Source organism: Vibrio sp. 10N.286.48.F5, assembly GCF_041469785.1.
Classification (GTDB): Bacteria; Pseudomonadota; Gammaproteobacteria; order Enterobacterales; family Vibrionaceae; genus Vibrio; species Vibrio crassostreae_C.
The window spans coordinates 16,295-36,814 of record NZ_JBFRLG010000033.1 but is presented as its reverse complement, the minus strand read 5'-3'; the positions used below and the strand labels follow the sequence as shown (position 1 = coordinate 36,814).

The 20,520-nt window shown below is 41.1% G+C and carries 19 protein-coding genes; 14 read left to right on the top strand and 5 right to left on the bottom strand.

Annotated features, from left to right (window positions below):
- From AB4185_RS18075 to wecA (AB4185_RS18035), 9 genes are all read left to right on the top strand, one after another.
- Positions 1-424: serine O-acetyltransferase (locus tag AB4185_RS18075; protein WP_372135727.1), on the top strand; the 424-nt coding region annotated here is incomplete at its 5' end.
- Positions 425-441: 17 nt separating this feature from the next.
- Complete coding sequence (locus AB4185_RS18070) at positions 442-1,191, top strand: glycosyltransferase family 2 protein (protein WP_372135726.1); 750 nt, start codon at positions 442-444, stop codon at positions 1,189-1,191.
- Entirely contained in the window at positions 1,191-2,471 is a 1,281-nt protein-coding gene (locus AB4185_RS18065) for a hypothetical protein (protein ID WP_372043214.1), read from the top strand. Before AB4185_RS18070 ends, AB4185_RS18065 begins: the two co-directional genes overlap by 1 nt.
- Positions 2,471-3,349, top strand: coding sequence for a glycosyltransferase family 2 protein (locus tag AB4185_RS18060; protein ID WP_372043215.1), 879 nt, complete (start codon positions 2,471-2,473; stop codon positions 3,347-3,349). The genes AB4185_RS18065 and AB4185_RS18060 overlap by 1 nt, the downstream gene beginning before the upstream one ends.
- A 1-nt stretch (position 3,350) precedes the next feature.
- On the top strand, positions 3,351-4,286 hold the full coding sequence (locus AB4185_RS18055) for a glycosyltransferase family 2 protein (protein WP_372135725.1): 936 nt from the start codon (positions 3,351-3,353) through the stop codon (positions 4,284-4,286).
- Positions 4,287-4,372: 86 nt separating this feature from the next.
- Complete coding sequence (locus AB4185_RS18050) at positions 4,373-5,539, top strand: nucleotide sugar dehydrogenase (RefSeq protein ID WP_372135724.1); 1,167 nt, start codon at positions 4,373-4,375, stop codon at positions 5,537-5,539.
- Positions 5,540-5,549: 10 nt separating this feature from the next.
- Complete coding sequence (locus AB4185_RS18045; protein WP_372135723.1) at positions 5,550-6,554, top strand: NAD-dependent epimerase; 1,005 nt, start codon at positions 5,550-5,552, stop codon at positions 6,552-6,554.
- A gap of 184 nt (positions 6,555-6,738) precedes the next feature.
- On the top strand, positions 6,739-7,608 hold the full coding sequence (gene galU, locus AB4185_RS18040; protein ID WP_372135722.1) for a UTP--glucose-1-phosphate uridylyltransferase GalU: 870 nt from the start codon (positions 6,739-6,741) through the stop codon (positions 7,606-7,608).
- 97 nt (positions 7,609-7,705) lie between these two features.
- Positions 7,706-8,785 (top strand): UDP-N-acetylglucosamine--undecaprenyl-phosphate N-acetylglucosaminephosphotransferase, encoded by a 1,080-nt coding sequence (wecA, locus tag AB4185_RS18035; protein WP_372135721.1) that lies wholly within the window; start codon positions 7,706-7,708, stop codon positions 8,783-8,785.
- 232 nt (positions 8,786-9,017) lie between these two features.
- On the opposite strand, the gene wecA (AB4185_RS18030) is transcribed toward wecA (AB4185_RS18035), so the two are convergent.
- Entirely contained in the window at positions 9,018-10,082 is a 1,065-nt protein-coding gene (gene wecA / locus AB4185_RS18030; protein ID WP_372122906.1) for a UDP-N-acetylglucosamine--undecaprenyl-phosphate N-acetylglucosaminephosphotransferase, read from the bottom strand.
- Between the two features lie 350 nt (positions 10,083-10,432).
- On the opposite strand from wecA (AB4185_RS18030), the gene gpmM reads away from it, so the two are divergent.
- The 3 genes from gpmM to AB4185_RS18015 all read left to right on the top strand — a co-directional run bounded on the left by gpmM (position 10,433) and on the right by AB4185_RS18015 (position 13,075).
- Positions 10,433-11,965 carry a 2,3-bisphosphoglycerate-independent phosphoglycerate mutase gene (gpmM, locus tag AB4185_RS18025; RefSeq protein WP_017067156.1) on the top strand — a complete coding sequence of 511 codons (1,533 nt, stop codon included), beginning with the start codon at positions 10,433-10,435 and terminating at the stop codon, positions 11,963-11,965.
- A gap of 350 nt (positions 11,966-12,315) precedes the next feature.
- Complete coding sequence (locus AB4185_RS18020) at positions 12,316-12,762, top strand: HI0074 family nucleotidyltransferase substrate-binding subunit (RefSeq protein WP_017093683.1); 447 nt, start codon at positions 12,316-12,318, stop codon at positions 12,760-12,762.
- Positions 12,752-13,075, top strand: coding sequence for a nucleotidyltransferase family protein (locus AB4185_RS18015; RefSeq protein WP_017067158.1), 324 nt, complete (start codon positions 12,752-12,754; stop codon positions 13,073-13,075). The genes AB4185_RS18020 and AB4185_RS18015 overlap by 11 nt, the downstream gene beginning before the upstream one ends.
- A 15-nt stretch (positions 13,076-13,090) precedes the next feature.
- On the opposite strand, the gene AB4185_RS18010 is transcribed toward AB4185_RS18015, so the two are convergent.
- The 3 genes from AB4185_RS18010 to AB4185_RS18000 all read right to left on the bottom strand — a co-directional run bounded on the left by AB4185_RS18010 (position 13,091) and on the right by AB4185_RS18000 (position 15,335).
- Complete coding sequence (locus AB4185_RS18010; protein WP_017071100.1) at positions 13,091-13,279, bottom strand: hypothetical protein; 189 nt, start codon at positions 13,277-13,279, stop codon at positions 13,091-13,093.
- Between the two features lie 108 nt (positions 13,280-13,387).
- Complete coding sequence (locus tag AB4185_RS18005) at positions 13,388-13,873, bottom strand: methylated-DNA--[protein]-cysteine S-methyltransferase (protein ID WP_017063159.1); 486 nt, start codon at positions 13,871-13,873, stop codon at positions 13,388-13,390.
- Positions 13,874-13,985: 112 nt separating this feature from the next.
- A complete protein-coding gene (locus tag AB4185_RS18000) occupies positions 13,986-15,335 on the bottom strand; it encodes an MATE family efflux transporter (RefSeq protein ID WP_372135720.1) in 1,350 nt (449 codons plus the stop codon).
- Between the two features lie 218 nt (positions 15,336-15,553).
- Between AB4185_RS18000 and AB4185_RS17995 the strand changes: the two genes are divergently transcribed.
- A complete protein-coding gene (locus tag AB4185_RS17995) occupies positions 15,554-15,844 on the top strand; it encodes a co-chaperone GroES (RefSeq protein ID WP_010433998.1) in 291 nt (96 codons plus the stop codon).
- 206 nt (positions 15,845-16,050) lie between these two features.
- Complete coding sequence (gene groL / locus AB4185_RS17990) at positions 16,051-17,697, top strand: chaperonin GroEL (RefSeq protein ID WP_017061290.1); 1,647 nt, start codon at positions 16,051-16,053, stop codon at positions 17,695-17,697.
- A 152-nt stretch (positions 17,698-17,849) separates the two neighbouring features.
- On the opposite strand, the gene AB4185_RS17985 is transcribed toward groL, so the two are convergent.
- A complete protein-coding gene (locus AB4185_RS17985; protein WP_017061291.1) occupies positions 17,850-20,270 on the bottom strand; it encodes an ATP-binding protein in 2,421 nt (806 codons plus the stop codon).
- Positions 20,271-20,520 lie beyond the last annotated feature (250 nt).

Here is a 20,520-nt window from a genome sequence, read left to right as displayed (position 1 = left end):
CTTATTTTTTAATATTTCAACTGAGAGTAAATTGTATCGTTATATAAAATTTAACCGCTCTGGTTTTACTCTTATATCTCGTTTTCTAGAAAAAAGATTTTCTCTAAAATATGCGTGCTACATCTCGAGACACGTAACTTTGGGGGAAAGGATTTCATTTCGTCATCCAGTTGGAGTTGTTATAGGAGAAGGAGTGTCTATTGGCAATGATGTTATTATTTTTCAAAATGTGACACTAGGTGCTGCAAAGGAGGGGGATGGAGCGAAAGGGCTTTATCCGAAAATCGGAGATAGATGCACGATTTTTGCAGGTGCAGTTATTGTTGGGGATATTACAATTGGTGATGATTGTGTAATTGGAGCTAACGTTGTAGTAAGCAAAAGTATACCTAAAAATACCATTGTAACAAAACGTACTAAGTAAACTAAAAGCTGAACTTGATGAAAATTGATACTATAAAGGGCTTGGTTTCTATTATCATGCCTGCATTTAATGCTGAAAATACAATAAGAGAATCTATAGATTCGGTATTACAACAGTCATATGATAAATATGAGTTAATAATTATTGATGATAGTTCAAATGATGAAACAAGGTTAATCATTGATAGTTACAACGATGCACGAATAAAAGTTATTGATAATATATATTCAAGAGGAGCTCGTGGAGCTAGACAGAGTGGGATTGATATTGCACTTGGTCAGTATATTGCTTTTTTGGATAGTGACGATCTTTGGAAAAAGAATAAACTAGAGATCCATTTAAACTTCATGAAGACTAACCAATGTGAATTTACATATTCAAATTATACAATGTTCTCTGAAAATAATAAAAAAGAATTCATAGCTCAAGAAAAAATTGGATTTTTTGATATTATAAAAACATGCTCTATAGGTTGTCTTACAGTTGTTATAGATAGATCAATAATATCTGATATAAAAATCCCTGATATATACAAAGAAGACTATGCGTTATGGGTATTATTACTTAAAGAATTTGATATTTTTGCTTATAATGTAAATTATAATTTGGCTAGTTATAGAGTTCAAAAAAATAGTTTATCCTCTAATAAGTTAAAAGAAATTAAAAGGCAGTATTTAGTTTTAAGGAAAATAGCACAGCTTAGTATTACTAGTTCTCTATACTGTTTGATTTTCTATATATTAAATGGAATAAGGAAACATAGCTGATGTTATCTCTTGTTAAGCCGTCCTATTTTTTTTACTTTTTGACGATATATTTTTTCCCACAATTTATTTCTTATGTTGGTTTGGCTTTTGAGCAAGTTTTCACAATTTTATTGTTTTGTGTATGTTCTTTCTACGTGATGGTGAATGGCAAGTTAACTAAGGCTTCTTTAGGATATGCAGTTACTTTCTTTTCAATGTTATTATATGCATTGATAGTGAGTGTTGATAAAACATCTGGTTCCGATTTAATTGAATTAGCTAAGCCAGTATATTTTCTCTCTTTTTTTCTTTTTGGATATTATTTCACTTACAATAATATCAATAATCGGAAGGGGTTGAGTTCGTTATTAATTAGCTTCTTTTTAGCTACAGCTATTATGAATGTTTTTGGTATATTAGAAGCGCACTTTCCCGGTTTTAATAATATAGCTAATTCACTCTACAAAGACTTGCGTGGGGGAGTGCAATATAAAGCTGTAGTATCATTCATTAGTCCTTATACTTTAGGATCTTTTCTTTTACTTCCTCTTTTTGTTAGTTACTTCTTGATTTTCTATAGTGACAAAAAAATATCAAATGTATTATTATTTTTTTTCTATCTTTTAGGTATATTATCAACACAGAGTAGAACCTCAATCATATCTCTTATTTTTGCTTTTTCGTTAATTACTTTGTTCTCTATGTTTATACCATGGATTAAGGGAAGGTTTTTTTCAGTTAGTATTATAGCGATTGTTGTTTTCTCAGTGTTGATATTATGGTCTGTGATTGAACCGATACTAGTAAAAGACTATTTTTATTTATATCAAGGATTAAAAACTGTTGTCGATAATTTCGACATGTCAAATGTTGATAGATTGATATACTCGACACCTTCAATATCAAACAGGTATGATCAAATGATTGAGGTTTGGAATTATCAATCACAGCTTCCCATTTTTGGTGTCATGGTTGGAAAGAATGTTGTCTATCCTGAGTCATTTTATGCGATGTATCTCCTCCGTTTTGGGATTATAGGTATCCTATTACACTTTTCTTTTCTGTATATTGGATTTACAAAAGCTTTGAAACTTGCTAAATATTTTCATTTTGCTAAAGATTATAAATTCTGCGGTGTTTTACTAGGGCTTTCATTTTACTACTTATCACTAGTTTTTAGTTATTTTTCATCTGCGGTAAATGACCAGAGTAGAACTGGTTTCATATTTTATGCGTCGATAGGATTTATCCTTGCATTAAACAAGCTTACTACTAACAAAAAATTTGAAGGAATCTATTGATGAGCGTTTCTATTGGCCTGCTTACCTACCAACGAACAGATTTGTTGATTAAAACTATCGAGGATATTTGTAAAACAAAGTTGGACGTTGAGCTGATCGTTTTAAATAATAATGTAGATATGGATGTTTTTTCAGATATAAATAACACTATTGTTGACAGCAATGTTAATCTTGTTTATCTCTGGGACAAAAAAAATCACGGTGTTTCTTCTGGACGAAGAAGGCTAACTAAAGCTGCATCTAGAGATATAATGATATTATTCGATGATGATGTTGTAATTCCTGATATCGATTTGATTATACATTCAGTACTTAATGCGATGGTTGACCCTAGTGTTTACGGGGTAGCATTTAATATTATAGACTATAAAACTAAGACTCAAAATAGATTCGAAATCCCACATAAAAATAAAAATATTGACATGAGTAAACCATTTAACACTTATGTGATGATTGGCGCAGGACATGCTATTAGTGTGGATAAAAGTTTGACTGTAGGTAATTATGCAGATGATTTTGGGCTATATGGTTTCGAAGAAGTTGACTTGTCATTCAGGTTAGTCAATGCTGGTGGGAAAATAATTTACCTGCCGGAATGTGTTGTTTATCACAAACGGTCTCCTGATGGTCGATTTTCAAATAATCAAGTTTCTTATCAAGCGTTTGTCAATCGTTCTATAATGGCAAAGCGCTATTTCCCGTTTTATCTTTTTGTAAGCTGTATTGTTGTACGAGGTTTATTTTATTTAAAAGTTAGCAAAGATGTTCGGGGTTTTATTAAGGCACTCAGAGTGATCGCCTCTGATCGTAAATATAATAAATTCGATTCTAAATTTTTTAATTATGTGAAGGAAGTTAAAGGGTTCTTGTGGTACTAATATGTTAAAAATATCGATTGTTTCTGTTTTTTATAACCGCGAGTTTTGTGTCGAAAAGTCAGTTGAATCTGTAGTGGAGCAATTAGATGAATCTATGCATTTGTATTTAATTGATGATGGCTCTAAAGACAACACATTTCTCAAATTAAAAGCTTACGAATCTGGGAGCGTTACTGTTTTACGTAAGCCTAATACAGGCTTTGTTGACTCTGTTAAATATGCAATTGACTTTATTGACTCTGAATTTATTGCTATTCACGGATCTGGAGATATATCTCTGCCGGATAGGTTTATTAATCAGTCTAAATTTCTAGATGAAAATTCAGATTATGGTGTTGTTGGGTGTTTCTGTAATTTCGTAGATATTACTAATAATTCGGTTATTTCCAAGTTTGGGCATAGAGTTAGAGGCTCAGTGGAGAAAGAGATCACTGAGATTAATTTTTTCACTCATGGTGAAGTTATGTTTCGACGTAGTATTTACGATATAGTTGGTGGTTATCGGGCAGAGTTCCAGTTTTCTCAAGATTATGACCTTTGGTGCAGAATGAGTTCGCACTGTAAATTTTATACAATACCTGAGGTTTTTTATAATCGTATGATTAATGTCGCTGGGTCTGTCAACAGTAGTACATCAAAAATTTATTTCCAATCTTTGTATGCAGATTTAGCAAGATATTGTCATATATGTCGTATGGCCGGATTTCAAGATCCCGTAGATAAATATGGTAATAATGCTCTTTTAAGTTTTACGCCAAGTAATCGTATACTAATAAATTTGTGGAAAAAATCAATTCTGGAGTATTCTTTAAATAAAAAAAATTTCCTAGAGTTAGCACCTAAGAGTTTTTTTAGTCGTATATTGATATTTTCCATTCCGTTTTTATCTAATTTCTCTAAGGCTATTTCTTATCTCTTTGGTAAAAATCGCATTTGAAATAATTTAAAAGTTATATACATATACGATATGACAGAGTGCTGGATTTTTTATTGTTAACAACAATAAATATTAAATGGTGAAGAATGAAAATTGCAATTGCCGGTACAGGCTATGTAGGCTTATCTAATGCGATGCTGTTATCACAGCATCATGATGTTATCGCAGTCGATATTCTCGAAGAAAAAGTAAGATTACTGAACGATAAATTATCTCCAATCGTCGATGCTGAAATTGAAGATTTCTTGGCGAACAAGCCATTAAACTTCACAGCGACACTTGATAGAAAGTTGGCGTATTCAAATGCCGATTATGTGGTTATTGCTACCCCTACTGATTATGACGTAGAGACGAATTACTTTAATACCTCTTCCGTTGAAGCGGTAATTAAGGACGTGATGGCGATTAACCCAAATGCAGTAATGGTGATTAAGTCGACCGTTCCTGTGGGTTACACCGCGCGTATTAAAGAGGAGCTTGAATGTGAAAATCTGATGTTTTCACCTGAGTTCTTGCGTGAAGGCAAAGCGTTATACGATAACCTGCATCCATCTCGTATTGTAGTCGGTGAGCGCTCTGAACGTGCAAAAGTTTTTGCAAACCTGTTGTTAGAAGGCGCGGTTAAGAAAGACGTCGAGATTTTGTTCACTGATTCAACCGAAGCTGAAGCCGTAAAGTTGTTCTCAAATACCTATTTGGCACTTCGCGTTGCTTACTTTAATGAGCTTGACACTTATGCTGAATCTCATGGGCTAGATACACGTCAAATTATCGATGGCGTCAGCTTAGACCCTCGCATTGGTTCGCACTACAATAACCCTTCATTTGGTTACGGTGGTTACTGCTTACCAAAAGATACTAAACAGCTGCGCGCTAACTATTCGGATGTACCAAACAATATTATCGGTGCGATTGTAGATTCGAATACTACGCGTAAAGATTTTATCGCCGATTCAATTATTAAGAGAAACCCAAGACGCGTTGGTATTTACCGCTTAGTGATGAAGTCAGGATCTGACAACTTCCGAGCTTCAAGCATTCAAGGCATTATGAAACGCTTAAAAGCAAAAGGTATTGAAGTAGTAGTATTTGAACCAGAGCTGAAAGAAAAAGAGTTCTTCCGCTCATTAGTGTTAACGGATTTTGAACAGTTTAAGTCAAGCTGTGATGTGATTGTCTCAAATCGCATGGCTCAAGAATTGGCGGATGTAAAAGACAAAGTGTACACGCGCGATCTATTCGGTTCAGACTAAGGAATAAGAAATGAAGTATTTGGTAACGGGTGCGGCGGGTTTTATCGGTAGTGCCGTAGTCGAGCAATTAACAGCGAAAGGCCATCAGGTTGTCGGTGTTGATAATCTGAATGACTACTACGATGTCGCTTTGAAAGAAGCGCGTCTAGCGCGTATTCAACATGTCAGTTTTAAACTGGTTCAGTTAGATATCGCCGATCGCGATGGCGTAGCTAGTTTGTTTGAAGCTGAGCAATTTGATCAAGTGGTCCACTTGGCCGCACAGGCTGGGGTTCGCTATTCAATTGAAAACCCACATGCCTACGCAGATTCGAACTTAGTTGGTCATTTGAATATTCTAGAAGGGTGTCGTCATAATAAAGTGAAGCACTTGGTTTATGCCTCTTCAAGCTCTGTTTATGGGTTGAATGCTAAAACACCATTCGCAACGTCAGATTCGGTCGACCACCCAGTTTCATTGTATGCGGCGACTAAGAAGTCGAATGAACTCATGGCGCACAGTTATTCTCACCTATATGACATTCCAACCACAGGCCTACGTTTCTTTACCGTGTACGGCTCGTGGGGACGTCCGGATATGGCACCGTTTATTTTCACGAAGAAGATTCTCGATGGCGATACTATTGATATCAACAATAACGGTGATATGTGGCGTGATTTCACCCACGTGAATGACATTGTTGAAGGGGTGGTGCGTATCGCTGATGTGGTACCAACGCGTGATAACGATTGGACAGTAGAAGCGGGCTCTCCAGCAACCAGCTCTGCGCCTTATGCGGTGTATAACATTGGTCATGGCTCTCCAATCAACCTGATGGATTTTGTGAAGGCGATTGAAGACGAGCTAGGCGTTGAAGCGAAGAAAAACTTTCGTGAAATGCAACCTGGTGATGTTTACCAAACTTATGCTGACACACAAGACTTGTTTGCAGCTACGGGCTACACGCCAAAAGTAACGGTTAAAGAAGGCGTCGCTGAATTTATTCAGTGGTACCGCGAGTTTTACAATAAGTAACTCTCTATAGGGGCGTACTTAAAGTGCGCCTCTAGGAAATACCTGCATTTATAAAAATAAAAAATTCTTATATCTATAGTGTCTTGTTTCAATTTTGATGTTGAGACACTTCGTTTCGGTATTTCCAATACTATCCGCAATATTTTATACATACGTCAGTTAATAAAACATAAGAAATTAAATAATGATTAAACACTGCTTATTCCCCGCCGCTGGTTATGGCACGCGCTTTTTACCTGCCACTAAATCCATGCCAAAAGAAATGATGCCTATCGTTAACAAGCCACTGATTGAATATGGCGTTGACGAAGCGATTCAAGCGGGCATGACCAGCATGGCCGTTGTTACTGGCCGTGGTAAAAGCTCGTTAATGGATCACTTTGATAAGAACTACGAGCTTGAGCACCAAATTCAAGGTACAAATAAAGAGTCTTTACTCGATGATATACGTTCTTTGATTGATTCGGCTCAGTATACGTTTATTCGCCAACGCGAAATGAAAGGGCTAGGGCATGCCATTTTAACAGGCAAAGAGCTGGTGGGGGATAACCCATTTGCGGTTGTTTTGGCTGATGACCTTTGCATTAATGATGACAAAGGCGTGTTAGCACAAATGGCCGCTTTGTATCGTCAGTTCCGTTGCTCTATTGTCGCGGTAGAAGAAGTACCAGAATCTGAAACGCACAAGTACGGTGTGATTGCCGGTGAGCACTTAAGTGATGATCTGATTCGCATTACCGATATGGTTGAAAAGCCTGAGCAAGGTACTGCACCAAGTAATCTCGCGATCATTGGTCGTTACATCTTAACGCCGGACATCTTCGATATTTTGGAAGAAACACAGCCGGGTAAAGGCGGTGAAATCCAAATTACGGATGCGCTTTTAGAACAAGCCAAAAATGGTTGTGTGATTGCGTATAAGTTTAAAGGTAAACGTTTTGACTGTGGCAGTGTCGATGGTTACATCGAGGCGACGAACTACTGTTATCAAAATGTCTACCTCAAAGGTAACAAAGCCGAAATGGATAAAACAGCAACTGAAAAGGTGTGGTGAATCCAAATTTTATGAATCGCGATGGCCGTTTTTTATTGTCGTCGCTTCATTGTTCTACTGAATTACCTTTTTCTAACCATCCCCAAGGCTTAAACCAATGTCACTGTTTGAATACTTTGTCGAACTTTCTCTGTTCTTCTTCCTTTCTTTGGCGGTGTTGTACTGCATGCGCAAAGTGGGCTATGCCATTGGCTTAGTTGATAAACCGAATGCTAGAAAACATCATGAGGGTGTGGTCCCTTTGGTGGGCGGTATTTCCCTTTGTATTACCTTGTTGTACTTCTTCTACGTGAGTGCGTCAGAAATCAATAACATAGAGGTAATCGCCACGTGCTTAACGATACTGGTGCTGATCGGTGTGGCAGATGACCGCTTCGATATCAGTTTTAAACTTCGCATGGGTGTGCAAGCAATCTTAACGCTGATCGTAATGCATTATACCGGGCTAACGCTTTCTCATGTTGGTAATGCGTTTGGGTTTGGTGTTTGGGACTTTCCGGTTGCCATCGATTATGTTGTTACCATATTAGCTGTGATCGGTGCAATTAACGCTTTTAACATGGTTGATGGTATTGATGGGCTGCTGGGTGGCTTAAGCATGGTAGTGTTTGCATCGTTGGGTGTGGTGTTCTTTGCTTATGAAATCGAGTTTTACACCTTTTTTATGGCTGTGATGGTGGTGATCTTATTACCCTTTGTTCTGTTCAATTTAGGGTATTTTGGCAAACTACGTAAAGTGTTTATGGGCGATGCCGGTAGCATGATGATCGGCTTCCTTGTGATTTGGATTTTAATCCGAGGTACTCAACCTGAACACGGTCATTACATGATTCGACCAGTGACGGCCCTATGGTTAATTGCAGTGCCTTTGATTGATATGATGGCCATTATGATCCGTCGTGTTCGTAAAGGGCATTCTCCGTTCAAACCTGACCGCGAGCATTTTCACCACATTATGCAGCGTATCGGCTTTACCCCTCGTGAGTCGTTAGTGGTGATCTGTTTGGTGCAATTGGTGTACTCAACGTTGGGGTTATTGGGTGAATACTTCCAAGTGCCAGAATACATCATGTTCTACACCATTGTTGTGTGTTTCTTCCTCCACACCTACGCGATGACACACTCGTTTAAAATGGCGAAGATTGTAAGAAAGTGGAAGAAGTTAGAAGCGAAATAGTTTGATGTGTCGTTAACGGACAAGTCTACTATCGCAGTGCTTAGCTGGGTAAATTAGAGAGTTAAAGCAGTTAAGTTACAATAGCTCAAACTAAGACAAATATAGAAAAAGAGCCCAATCTTATATCGAGATTGGGCTCTTTTGCGTTTAGCTTGAGAAGTTTTAGACTTGAGTGCTTTTGCTCTTAATCATCTTCACTTGAAAACCTAAGCCATTAATACACTGTTAATCACTAGTAGACTTTTTCTGGAAGGTTACGCAAACTTCTAATCCAGCTGGTGATGCGCCAAACATAGCTCATAGCTACAGTGTATGAAGCAAAACAAATCATAAACAGGATGAACATGGTCGATTCAGCAATTTCTAGGAACTCTCCGTAGATACCGAAGCCAGCGAAGCTACTTGCGATAGCACAAATGATGGCCAGGGTTTGTCGCGATGTAAAACCAAGGCGTTGGAAGATGTGGTGTAGGTGTTCACGGTCGGGCTTGAAAGGGGAGTCACCGCGGCGTACGCGTCTGAACATGATGGCAGCCATGTCCATCAGCGGAACAGCAATTAACCACAGTGCAGTTATTGGTCTCATCATAGCTTCTGATGGATCTTGGCTTGCGCCCAGCAGTAACCAAATCACAGTAAAGCCAATCATCATGCTGCCAGCGTCGCCCATAAAGACCTTACGCTCTCGCCCAAGAATACCAAGATTCATCATGATATAAGGAATGGTTGCGACAATGAACACCACGCATAAATACGCTAAGCCATGTTGGCTGTCGACTTGAAGTAAAACGGCGATACCGCCAAAAGTTACAATAGCAAGCCCACCTAACAATCCATCAATGCCGTCGACCATATTGAACGCGTTAATCGCGCCAATCACTGCGAGTATGGTTACTACAGGGCTCAGGAAGCCTAAATGCAGGTCGCCAGTACCAAACAGGTTACCAATGTTATCTAATCGAATGTCGGCGAAATACATCATGCCGATGGAGAGAATTGCTTGCACCACCAGTCGTATTTTGAAGCTAATGTCGAATTTGTCATCAAGCGCCCCGATAATAATAAGAGCAATAACAGAAGCTAAAAAGAGTGGGCTATGCGGGATGACGTCTGGATGGGTAACGATGAATTGGCCAATGGTTAAGCTGATCGCTATACCACCTACCAATGGGATCGCACCAGTGTGTAACTTTCTCTCATTCGGTTTATCCACTAAGCCAATGGATTTTGCCACTTTTCTCATCAAAAAGAGTGAGGAAAAGGAGAAGAAGCCAACAAATGATAGCTCTAATAACATAATGAACTCTAGCCAGTTTTTATGATAATTTTATTTGCGTGTAGCTTACGTTAAAACCATCAATTTGTACACTCAGTTGAGTATGTTTTGTTCGTTGTTTTTTGAGTGTGATATTGGGTTTTAGTATGTAATTTAATGATAATAAAGAATGGCTATAACGATGTATTGGGCTGTATTATTTCTAACTTTTCATAGATGCCTTAAACACAAAATGACATTTTTTTTCACATCCGATCCTCTTACCTGAGCCCTTTCTTGATCTTCCACTACAGTTTTGACTGTAAACTGTAGTAAAATTACGCTAATTTGTTTTTATACCGATTTATTTTGAATTGAACGAGGTCAGTCCTATGTCAGCTAAGAAGCCAATGGCTCTAGTGATCCTTGACGGTTACGGTTACCGTGAAGACAACCAAGACAACGCTATCGCGAACGCTAAGACTCCAGTTTTAGACGGTCTTATTGCTAACCAACCTAACACGCTAATCTCGGCTTCTGGCTTAGATGTAGGCCTACCTGATGGCCAAATGGGTAACTCTGAAGTGGGTCACACCAACATTGGTGCGGGTCGCGTGGTATACCAAGATCTTACTCGTATTACTAAGTCAATTTCAGATGGTGAGTTCGGCCAAACTGAAACGCTAGTGAACGCTATCGATAAAGCGGTGAAAGCTGAGAAAGCGGTTCACATCATGGGCCTTATGTCTCCAGGTGGCGTTCACTCTCATGAAGATCACATCTACGCAGCTGTTGAAATGGCAGCAGAACGTGGCGCAGAGAAAATCTACCTACACGCATTCCTAGACGGCCGTGATACACCGCCACGTAGCGCAGAAAACACACTGGCACGTTTCCAAGAGCTATTCGCTAAACTAGGTAAAGGCCGTGTGGCTTCGCTTATTGGTCGTTACTACGCAATGGACCGTGATAACAACTGGGATCGCGTTCAAGAGTCTTACGACCTGCTGACTCAAGCAAAAGCAGAATTCACGTTTGATACAGCGGTTGCTGGCCTAGAAGCGGCTTACGCTCGTGATGAAAACGATGAGTTTGTAAAAGCGACGGAAATCAAAGCGGAAGGTGAAGAGTCTGCCGCTATCGTTGATGGCGATGCGGTTATCTTCATGAACTACCGTGCCGACCGTGCTCGTGAAATTACACGTGCATTCGTTCCTGATTTCGATGGTTTTGCTCGTAACGTGTTCCCTGCGATCGATTTCGTGATGCTGACTCAATACGCGGCAGACATTCCACTTCTATGTGCATTCCCACCGGCTTCTCTAGAGAACACTTACGGTGAATGGCTATCGAAGGAAGGTAAAACGCAGCTACGTATCTCTGAAACAGAGAAATACGCGCACGTTACTTTCTTCTTCAATGGCGGTATCGAAGACGAGTTCGAAGGTGAAGAGCGTCAACTTGTTGCTTCTCCAAAAGTAGCAACTTACGACCTACAGCCAGAAATGAGCGCACCAGAGCTAACTGAAAAGTTAGTTGCAGCGATCAAAGGCGGCAAATACGACGCTATCGTGTGTAACTTCCCTAACTGTGACATGGTTGGCCACACTGGCGTTTATGATGCAGCGGTTAAAGCGGTAGAGTCTCTAGACGAATGTCTGGGTAAAGTGGTTGAAGCAATCAAAGAAGCTGACGGCCAACTGCTAATCACAGCGGACCACGGTAACGCAGAAATGATGGTTAACCCAGAAACGGGCGGCATCCACACAGCACACACTAACCTACCAGTGCCACTTATCTACGTGGGCAGCAAAGACGTTGAGTTCAAAGAGGGCGGTAAGCTGTCTGACTTAGCACCAACGATGCTTTCTCTGTCTGGTATCGCAATCCCGGCAGAAATGTCAGGTGATGTGATCGTTAAATAGTCAGTAGTTAAATAGTTGTTTGGCTCAGCGGCTCACGTTGAGCTTTAACGATTTTGAAAGCCCGCACTTCAAAGTGCGGGCTTTTTTATAGATGTGAGATACGAGTAAGCGAGATGAGAAGAGCTTAAGAACGGATGCGTGATGTGAGATACGGGTAAACGAGTAGCGAAGAGCTTAAGGACAGGTATTGGGTAAGAAAAACATGCAGAGGGGAACAGAAGGACACGACCTTAAACAAAAGACGAAAAGAACGGCCTTGATAAATATCGAAAGAGTGACATTTCTTGAATGATTAGGTAGCTTAAGGCTCATACTATACTTGTCTTTTACCTTATATTTAGGCTGTTTATATGAACTCAAACCCAGACCGTTGGAAGCAACGACTGCAAAACTTAATGAAAGCGCAGCAAAGGCTTGAGAGAGCGTGCTCACAAGATAGCTACAATGAGTTAGAGCTCGCTGGGTTAGTACAAACTTTTGAATTTTCTTTCGAACTGACATGGAAGACCCTTAAAGACTTACTTGAGTTTGAAGGGTTTGATGTGGCTTCGCCGAGGAGCGTTTTTCGTACGGCCTTAGAGGCTAAGCACCTGTCTTCGGAGCAGTGTGAGATTATGCTTGAAGCACTCATAAAACGAAATTTATTGTCCCACACCTATGATGAGGAAAATGTCCTTGAAGCTCAGTCACTGATCTTAGAGTCATTTTCACCAGTGATAGGGCAAGTCACACTCTATTTAAAGCTTAAATGTGATCAAGAGGGTCAATGCGAACAAGAGGTTAAATGTGATCGATAGTTATTTGGTTAAACCAGACTCGGTCGGCCTTAAGCCTCATCAGTATCAGTTGATTGAGGATATTGTTTTGAGTCATGCCGCAGTCATTCATGCCTGGGTATTCGGTTCTAGAGCCCTTGGAACTTATAAAGATAACTCCGACATCGATATTGTTATCGAGGGGCATGGGATTTCGTTAAGTGTCGTCGCAGGCTTGCAAGATCGTTTAGAACAGTCGTCGCTTCCGTTCAAGGTTGACTTGCTCGTTAAACATAGAATTACATCGAATGAGCTACTTGCCCATATTGACACTTATGGGATTAAACTAAAGTAACCGAACGTAATATTATCAGCGTAACGGTGATGTTGATTCTTGAACCGATTGTTTACGTTTTGCCAGTTTATCTCGAATCTGAGTACCTGAATTGACTCGGCCATGTTTTTTATCATCAATAGAAAACGATAATAGTTTCATTAGCGCTATAGCTCCATCTCTACGCTTTCGATCTTCATAAGATTCAATCGTATCAGTGGACATTACCATCACCTCTTTGTATGAAATTTTAAATATAGACTATATGTTGTCTGGTGATAATGGCGCTTCTTGATGGCGAAATTTTATATTATTGATCTAGTGAGATAAGGTTTACTTCTTTTTATTTAAGATCGAACGCTCAAAATCTAACAACCACTCTTTGCGATTCATACCGCCGGTGTAGCCGGTTAATGTTCCATTCGCGCCGATGACTCTATGGCAAGGCACAACAATACTAAATGGGTTCTTGCCATTTGCACCACCCACAGCTCTTACTGCTTTTGGGTTATCCATTATTTTCGCTTGTTCACCGTAACTGATGGTTTCGCCATAAGGAATGGTTGTTAAAGCTTGCCAAGCTACTTTTTGAAAGTCAGTGCCTTTTATCGCTCTTAATGGCAAATCGAATTCTATTCGATGACCTGCGAAGTACTCATCTAACTGTTTCGCTGCCAGTTGGCAAAGGTCATCTGGATTGCTAATCATTAGCTCTTCGTGATTTACATGGTCAATTTCAATAAGCGACACACCATTGCTAACAATGATCATCTTGCCAATTGGTGCGTCATAGAACATTTTGTAAGTGGTGTCTTCCATGTCATCTTCCTTTTTTTAGTCTTTTTCTGCTCTCAAGCTCTTCGAATCTCGTAACTGCTCTTAAGCTCTTAAATCTTTTCGCATCCCGGTTACTCGCATCTCGTATCTGCTCTTATATCTTTTCGCATCCCGCATCTGCTTTACCCCTTACACGAAGCGCAAACAAGTACCCTGAAATACCGCCGACAATGTTCCCCAAGGCTAAGCCTATAAACAGCCCTTCGACACCATCAATTTGGCTGCCTATCCAAGCGAATGGCAAGGTAAAGACAAACAAACGCATGAAGCTCCATTGAAAGGCTTTGAGTGGTTGATGCATGGCATTCATCCCACTGATCAGCATCATCACAATGCCTTGGAATCCATAGCTAAAGGGCACGACTAACAGGTAATGCCACAATATGCCTCGGACGGATTCTTCTTGAGAGAACAGGGCAGCCAAAGGAATGCTCAACGGCACCATCATTAAGAAAATCAAACCTTGGAACATCACAGCAAAACGCATACTCAGAAACAGTGCCTTAAAACTGCGTTGTGGGTTGTTTGCGCCAAAGTTCTGCGCCATGAAAGGCGTAAGCGCCGAAGTAAGAGACATCAACACAATGATAAGAATGGACTCGATACGTTGCGCTGCGCCATACGCCGCCACGGCTTCAGTCCCTTGTTTGGCCAGCATCATCATGATGATAGCGCCGGCAAGTGGGTTCAGAGCGTTAGACAAAGCCGCTGGGGTGCCTATTTTTAAGATCTGTCGCCAGTCACTGACGATGTTTGTCAGCTTAGGCGGCGCAAGCAGTTTTTCTCGCACCATCAATACGTAGAGTGAGCCACACAAAGCACCAAACCAACTGAAACCACTGGCAATCGCAGCGCCTTGAATCCCCAGTTCAGGGAAAGGCCCATACCCGAAGATAAGTAGCGGATCTAAAACGCCATTGATAAGGCCAGCCAGTAGCATGATCTTAGCGGGTGTTTTCGTATCACCGCTGGCACGAATGGCGCTGTTGCCTGCCATGGGGATGACCAAAAATGGGATCGCGAGATACCACACCGACATGTATTCCGATATCAGCGGCAACAACTCTTGCTTTGCTCCTAGCAGGGTAAACAGTGGTTCTAAGGCGATAATACCTAATGTAGACGCGCAGCCGACCAGAAGCAGAGCCAGCAATAAGCCATGACAGGTAAAGCGTGCTGCATTTTGTGCGCTGCCTTGGCCAAGCAATCGACCGATACATGTCGATAAGCCAATGCCAATCCCCATGGTGATGCAGTTAATCGCAAAGGTAACTGGAAAGGTAAAACTCACCGCGGCTAAGGCTTGGGTGCCAAGCAATGAGATGAAGAAAGTATCGACGAGGTTAAACATCAAGATCGCCACCATACCGAATATGGTCGGTATGGTCATGGTACGCAATGTACTCTCAATTGGGGCAGTTAATAGCCCGTGCTTATCTTGCATGCAAAACGCCGGTAGAAACCAAAAGCGTAGGATAAACAGATGCGGGATACGAGTAAACGAAAAGCAGGGAAAGATGAGGGGTGAGAATCTGCACTTTAGCTCACAATTTTTTCGTTCCCCCCTTGGGATCTTTCACATCGCCCCCAACATATTGTTTGACCCACGCTAATCGTGGCAACTATCAAAATTTAAATGGAAATTATCAGGAGATAAGACCGATGAATATCCGTCCTCTACATGACCGAGTTATCGTTGAGCGCCAAGAAGTTGAATCTAAATCTGCTGGTGGCATCGTTCTAACTGGTTCTGCCGCAGAAAAATCGACTCGCGGTATCATTCTAGCTGTCGGCAAAGGCCGCATTCTAGAAAACGGTTCAGTGCAACCGTTGGACGTAAAAGTTGGCGATACCGTTATCTTTGCTGAAGGTTACGGCACGAAAACTGAAAAAATCGACGGCAAAGAAGTTCTGATTATGTCTGAAAACGACATCATGGCGATCGTCGAGTAATCTATTTTTCATTTAACTCTCAGTAAAAGTTATCAGAGCCAGTATTGGATGATTCATATCGTCATTCCAGAAATGAGGAACGAATTATCTGGAATCTAAACAGAGTGCGATTTGAGTAGATTCTGAATCACGTTCGTCCCTCACTGTTCAGAATGACGCGATAACGCTGAGACGCCCCGAAACAAAGAATTTGAAAGGAAATTAAGATGGCTGCTAAAGACGTTAAATTTGGTAATGACGCACGTATTAAAATGCTAGAAGGTGTAAACGTTCTGGCTGACGCAGTAAAAGTAACGCTAGGTCCTAAAGGCCGTAACGTTGTTCTAGACAAATCATTTGGCGCACCAACGATCACTAAAGATGGTGTTTCAGTTGCACGTGAAATCGAACTTGAAGACAAGTTCCAAAACATGGGCGCGCAAATGGTTAAAGAAGTGGCTTCGCAAGCGAATGACGCGGCGGGCGACGGTACGACTACAGCAACAGTTCTTGCTCAAGCAATCATCACTGAAGGCTTAAAAGCCGTTGCTGCTGGCATGAATCCAATGGATCTTAAGCGCGGTATCGACAAAGCAGTTATCGCTGCAGTTGAAGAGCTAAAAGGCCTTTCTGTTCCATGTGCAGATACAAAAGCTATCGCGCAAGTAGGTACTATCTCTGCGAACTCTGATTCGACAGTAGGTAACATCATTGCTGAAGCGATGGAAAAAGTAGGTCGTGATGGCGTAATCACGGTTGAAGAAGGTCAGGCTCTACAAGACGAGCTAGACGTAGTTGAAGGTATGCAGTTCGACCGTGGTTACCTATCTCCTTACTTCATCAACAACCAAGAAGCGGGTTCTGTTGATCTAGAAAGCCCATTCATTCTTCTTATCGACAAGAAAGTTTCGAACATCCGTGAACTTCTTCCGACTCTAGAAGCGGTTGCTAAGGCATCTCGTCCACTTCTTATCATCGCTGAAGATGTAGAAGGCGAAGCGCTTGCAACTCTAGTTGTGAACAACATGCGTGGCATCGTTAAAGTGGCTGCTGTTAAAGCGCCTGGTTTCGGTGACCGTCGTAAGTCTATGCTGCAAGACATCGCTATCCTAACGGGCGGTACGGTTATCTCTGAAGAGATCGGCCTAGACCTAGAGAAAGTAACGCTAGAAGACCTAGGTCAAGCTAAGCGTGTAACTATCACTAAAGAAAACTCAACCATCATCGATGGCGCGGGCGAAGAAACAATGATCCAAGGTCGTGTTTCTCAAATCCGTCAACAAATCGAAGATGCAACGTCTGACTACGACAAAGAGAAACTTCAAGAGCGCGTAGCTAAGCTAGCTGGCGGTGTTGCAGTAATCAAAGTAGGCGCTGCAACTGAAGTTGAGATGAAAGAGAAGAAAGACCGCGTAGAAGATGCACTTCATGCAACTCGCGCTGCAGTTGAAGAGGGTGTGGTTGCTGGTGGTGGTGTTGCACTTATCCGCGCTGCATCTAAAGTTGCTGGCCTTGAAGGTGACAACGAAGAGCAAAACGTCGGTATCCGTGTTGCACTACGTGCAATGGAAGCGCCTATCCGTCAAATCACGAAGAACGCAGGTGATGAAGAATCTGTTGTTGCTAACAACGTTCGTGCTGGCGAAGGTAACTACGGTTACAACGCGGCGACTGGCGAATACGGTGACATGATTGCAATGGGTATCCTAGATCCAACTAAGGTAACTCGCTCTGCACTTCAGTTCGCAGCGTCAGTTGCTGGTCTTATGATCACAACAGAAGCGATGATCACTGATAAGCCACAAGATTCTGGCCCTGCAATGCCTGATATGGGTGGCATGGGCGGTATGGGTGGCATGGGCGGCATGATGTAATCATCCCCCTTTCTCTATAGCAGAGAAAGTCACACATAAGCTTTAGAAAACGGAGACTTCGGTCTCCGTTTTTTTGCTCTTAAGCCTTATTTATTCGCATCCCGTATCTGTATTTCAGCTTCACCATCACCCTTTTTCCCAAAGCTCCTTGGTCAGCCTGCCTTGTGCGTAAACTGTTGTTCATCAATTTTTTGCAGCATCATGTCACGCTTAAATGGTTTTGGAAGATAATCGTTCATTCCACACTCGAAGCAACGTTTAATATCATCATCGAGCACGGATGCCGTTAAAGCGAGGATATGTGTTGCCTGAAGTTGCAGGTTTTCTTCATAGCGCCTGATTCGCTCTGTTGCCTCAAAGCCATCTACATTCGGCATCATGCAGTCCATCAAGATAAGGCCGATGTCTTGATGATGCTCTTTATATAAATCAATCGCTTCTTGTCCATCATTGGCAACCCAATATTCAATCCCTAACTTATCTAAATTGATACATACCACCTTCTGGTTTACGCGGTTATCTTCAACTACGAGGACTTTTTGACGTACAGTCGCTTCTATCGGCTCAGGTTGATGTTGAGGGGGTTGTGGCTGTGACCTTTCAAGCACGGAGTTCAACATGCTACTTAAGCGGGAACCGAGCATAGGAAGAGTCACATAGCCTGAGATAAAATGACACTCACTCATAGGATCACTAAGATTATCTTTCACTATGATGATTTTCACCTCTGGTGCTAAGCGATGCAGTGTTTTGGCTTGGTTAATATCTTCCATCAAAGCGATCTCTGGGAGGTCAGTTGCCGCCAAGTTTGTTTCGATTGATTTTAGTTGTGGTGAGTAACCAAGGCGGAACAAGTCATCGAGTAAAAGTTTCGATGGCGCATCTGAATAATAGACAACGGTTTGTTTACGATTTTTATGTTCAGAATGATCTGATGGCACTACGGTTAATTGGAAATGAAAGCAACTGCCCACGTCTTTCTCTGACTCAACGTTTATCGAGCCTCCCATCATTTCCACCATACGTGACGAAATACTAAGCCCTAATCCGGTCCCCGCAATATTGGAGGTGATGTTGGTATCTTCTTGGCAAAACGCTTTGAAAATGTGCTCTTGTTGGTCTGCTGCGATACCAATACCCGTATCTCGAACAGAAAACTCGACCACACACTCTGTTTCCAATGATGGAAGCCGTTTAGCGGTGAATACGATAGAGCCTTGTTCTGTAAATTTGATCGCATTTGAGGCTAAATTCATCAACACTTGGCGAATTTTATTCCCATCAACATGAATGTACTCTGGGAGCTCGCCATCAATTTCAACTTCCAACTTAATCTGCTTTTGATAAGCTTTAGAAGAAATCAGAGTCACGCTATCAAACAGCAGCTCTCTTAAGTCTGTCGTATGTGGATTAATTTCCAGTTTACCCGATTCAATTTTGGACAGATCGAGAACATCGTTGATCAACATAAGTAAGGTTTGAGAAGAGGTATAGATAGTCCCAAGGCAGTCTTTCTGTTCTGCGGATAGTTTGGTTTCTGCCAGTATTTCTGACATACCAATCACGCCATTAAGCGGTGTCCGTATCTCATGAGACATATTGGCAAGAAAGGCACTTTTTGCACGGTTTGCTTGTCGTGCTTTCTCTTGTGAAACAATCAATTGAGTTTCAAGTTGACTGGCACGCCACACAACATAAAGCAGCACCAGTAACGTCACCCCTCCTAATGCGGCTGTCGATAAGTAGCTGTACGACTTTATCTGCGTCAGGCTCTCTGCGATCTGCTTGGGTGTTTCGGTGAAAAGTAAGTTGAGCTCATCTTCAACATGATAAATACTGCTGGTGAGTTCTCCTTTGAGGCCGCTATCAGAGCTGTACCCGACACTCTTTAACCCTCGCTGCAATCGCCAAAAGTGGCGTTTAAAATTATTAAACGAAGCTAATGCACTGATCGTTCGGGAATTCTGTTCTATTTCATCTTGGATTTTGAACAATGAATCGACAATCTTATCTAATGTTGTCTGATCAAAATCGGTAAAGAACTGATACATGAGATCTTGTGTTTCTAAAGTCAATTCTTCAAGCTGCACATTATTGGATTCATGTACGAAGCGCTCAAGTGTCAACGCTGCATTTTTTAGTTTCTCAATGAGCCCAATTTGGTCCCTCTTGCCATGTATGCTGACTAACTCAAGGGCTAATAATGTAAAGGCGGTGTGGTATTCGTCGAGATACTCGACAACTTTGGCATAATTAAAAGAAATATTGAGGTCGCTTCGTACGATTTTCCCATCGATCTCAGCCAGCTTTTCGATCAGCTGACTTCGCTTTATATTGAGTTGTTCTTGAATCTCTGGTTGCCTTGTGGAAACAAACTGCTGCTCTTGTCGTCTGACAGAGAGCATAACGCTATAAGCTTCAGAAAGACTGAGCTGGAGATTAATCATGTCCTGCTCTTTGTTCTTCAGAGCATGGCTAACATAGATATAGAGGCCTAAAAATAACACGATAGCCAAAAAACCACGCGAAATAATCGCTTTAATGGTCTGTTTATTTGTAGGTTCCTTAATCATGCTATTCACACTGTTTCATATCATTCTATTCCTATATTAGAATTTAGTTTATTTTCAGAATTTTACGAACATTAGTTTTTGAATACCTGAGGTCTGTTGAGCTTTTATCAATAAATTTTTTAGGATGACATCGCTTTAGATGCGGCAATAAGTGTGTGGGCTATAAGCTTGTGAAACATGTTGATTTTCTCGCCTAGATTTTTGTTTGGAATAATAAGCGTTAGAGCGGAGGTTTCGGTCTCTGTTTTTT

What these genes read in the sequence shown, in the direction of transcription:
- AB4185_RS18070 (WP_372135726.1), top strand. Translation starts at nt 442, where the DNA reads ATGAAAATTGATACTATAAAGGGCTTGGTTTCTATTATCATGCCTGCA.
- AB4185_RS18065 (WP_372043214.1), top strand. Translation starts at nt 1,191, where the DNA reads ATGTTATCTCTTGTTAAGCCGTCCTATTTTTTTTACTTTTTGACGATA.
- AB4185_RS18060 (WP_372043215.1), top strand. Translation starts at nt 2,471, where the DNA reads ATGAGCGTTTCTATTGGCCTGCTTACCTACCAACGAACAGATTTGTTG.
- AB4185_RS18055 (WP_372135725.1), top strand. Translation starts at nt 3,351, where the DNA reads ATGTTAAAAATATCGATTGTTTCTGTTTTTTATAACCGCGAGTTTTGT.
- AB4185_RS18050 (WP_372135724.1), top strand. Translation starts at nt 4,373, where the DNA reads ATGAAAATTGCAATTGCCGGTACAGGCTATGTAGGCTTATCTAATGCG.
- AB4185_RS18045 (WP_372135723.1), top strand. Translation starts at nt 5,550, where the DNA reads ATGAAGTATTTGGTAACGGGTGCGGCGGGTTTTATCGGTAGTGCCGTA.
- galU (WP_372135722.1), top strand. Translation starts at nt 6,739, where the DNA reads ATGATTAAACACTGCTTATTCCCCGCCGCTGGTTATGGCACGCGCTTT.
- wecA (WP_372135721.1), top strand. Translation starts at nt 7,706, where the DNA reads ATGTCACTGTTTGAATACTTTGTCGAACTTTCTCTGTTCTTCTTCCTT.
- wecA (WP_372122906.1), bottom strand. Translation starts at nt 10,082, where the DNA reads ATGTTATTAGAGCTATCATTTGTTGGCTTCTTCTCCTTTTCCTCACTC.
- gpmM (WP_017067156.1), top strand. Translation starts at nt 10,433, where the DNA reads ATGTCAGCTAAGAAGCCAATGGCTCTAGTGATCCTTGACGGTTACGGT.
- AB4185_RS18020 (WP_017093683.1), top strand. Translation starts at nt 12,316, where the DNA reads ATGAACTCAAACCCAGACCGTTGGAAGCAACGACTGCAAAACTTAATG.
- AB4185_RS18010 (WP_017071100.1), bottom strand. Translation starts at nt 13,279, where the DNA reads ATGTCCACTGATACGATTGAATCTTATGAAGATCGAAAGCGTAGAGAT.
- AB4185_RS18005 (WP_017063159.1), bottom strand. Translation starts at nt 13,873, where the DNA reads ATGGAAGACACCACTTACAAAATGTTCTATGACGCACCAATTGGCAAG.
- AB4185_RS18000 (WP_372135720.1), bottom strand. Translation starts at nt 15,335, where the DNA reads ATGCAAGATAAGCACGGGCTATTAACTGCCCCAATTGAGAGTACATTG.
- AB4185_RS17995 (WP_010433998.1), top strand. Translation starts at nt 15,554, where the DNA reads ATGAATATCCGTCCTCTACATGACCGAGTTATCGTTGAGCGCCAAGAA.
- groL (WP_017061290.1), top strand. Translation starts at nt 16,051, where the DNA reads ATGGCTGCTAAAGACGTTAAATTTGGTAATGACGCACGTATTAAAATG.
- AB4185_RS17985 (WP_017061291.1), bottom strand. Translation starts at nt 20,270, where the DNA reads ATGATTAAGGAACCTACAAATAAACAGACCATTAAAGCGATTATTTCG.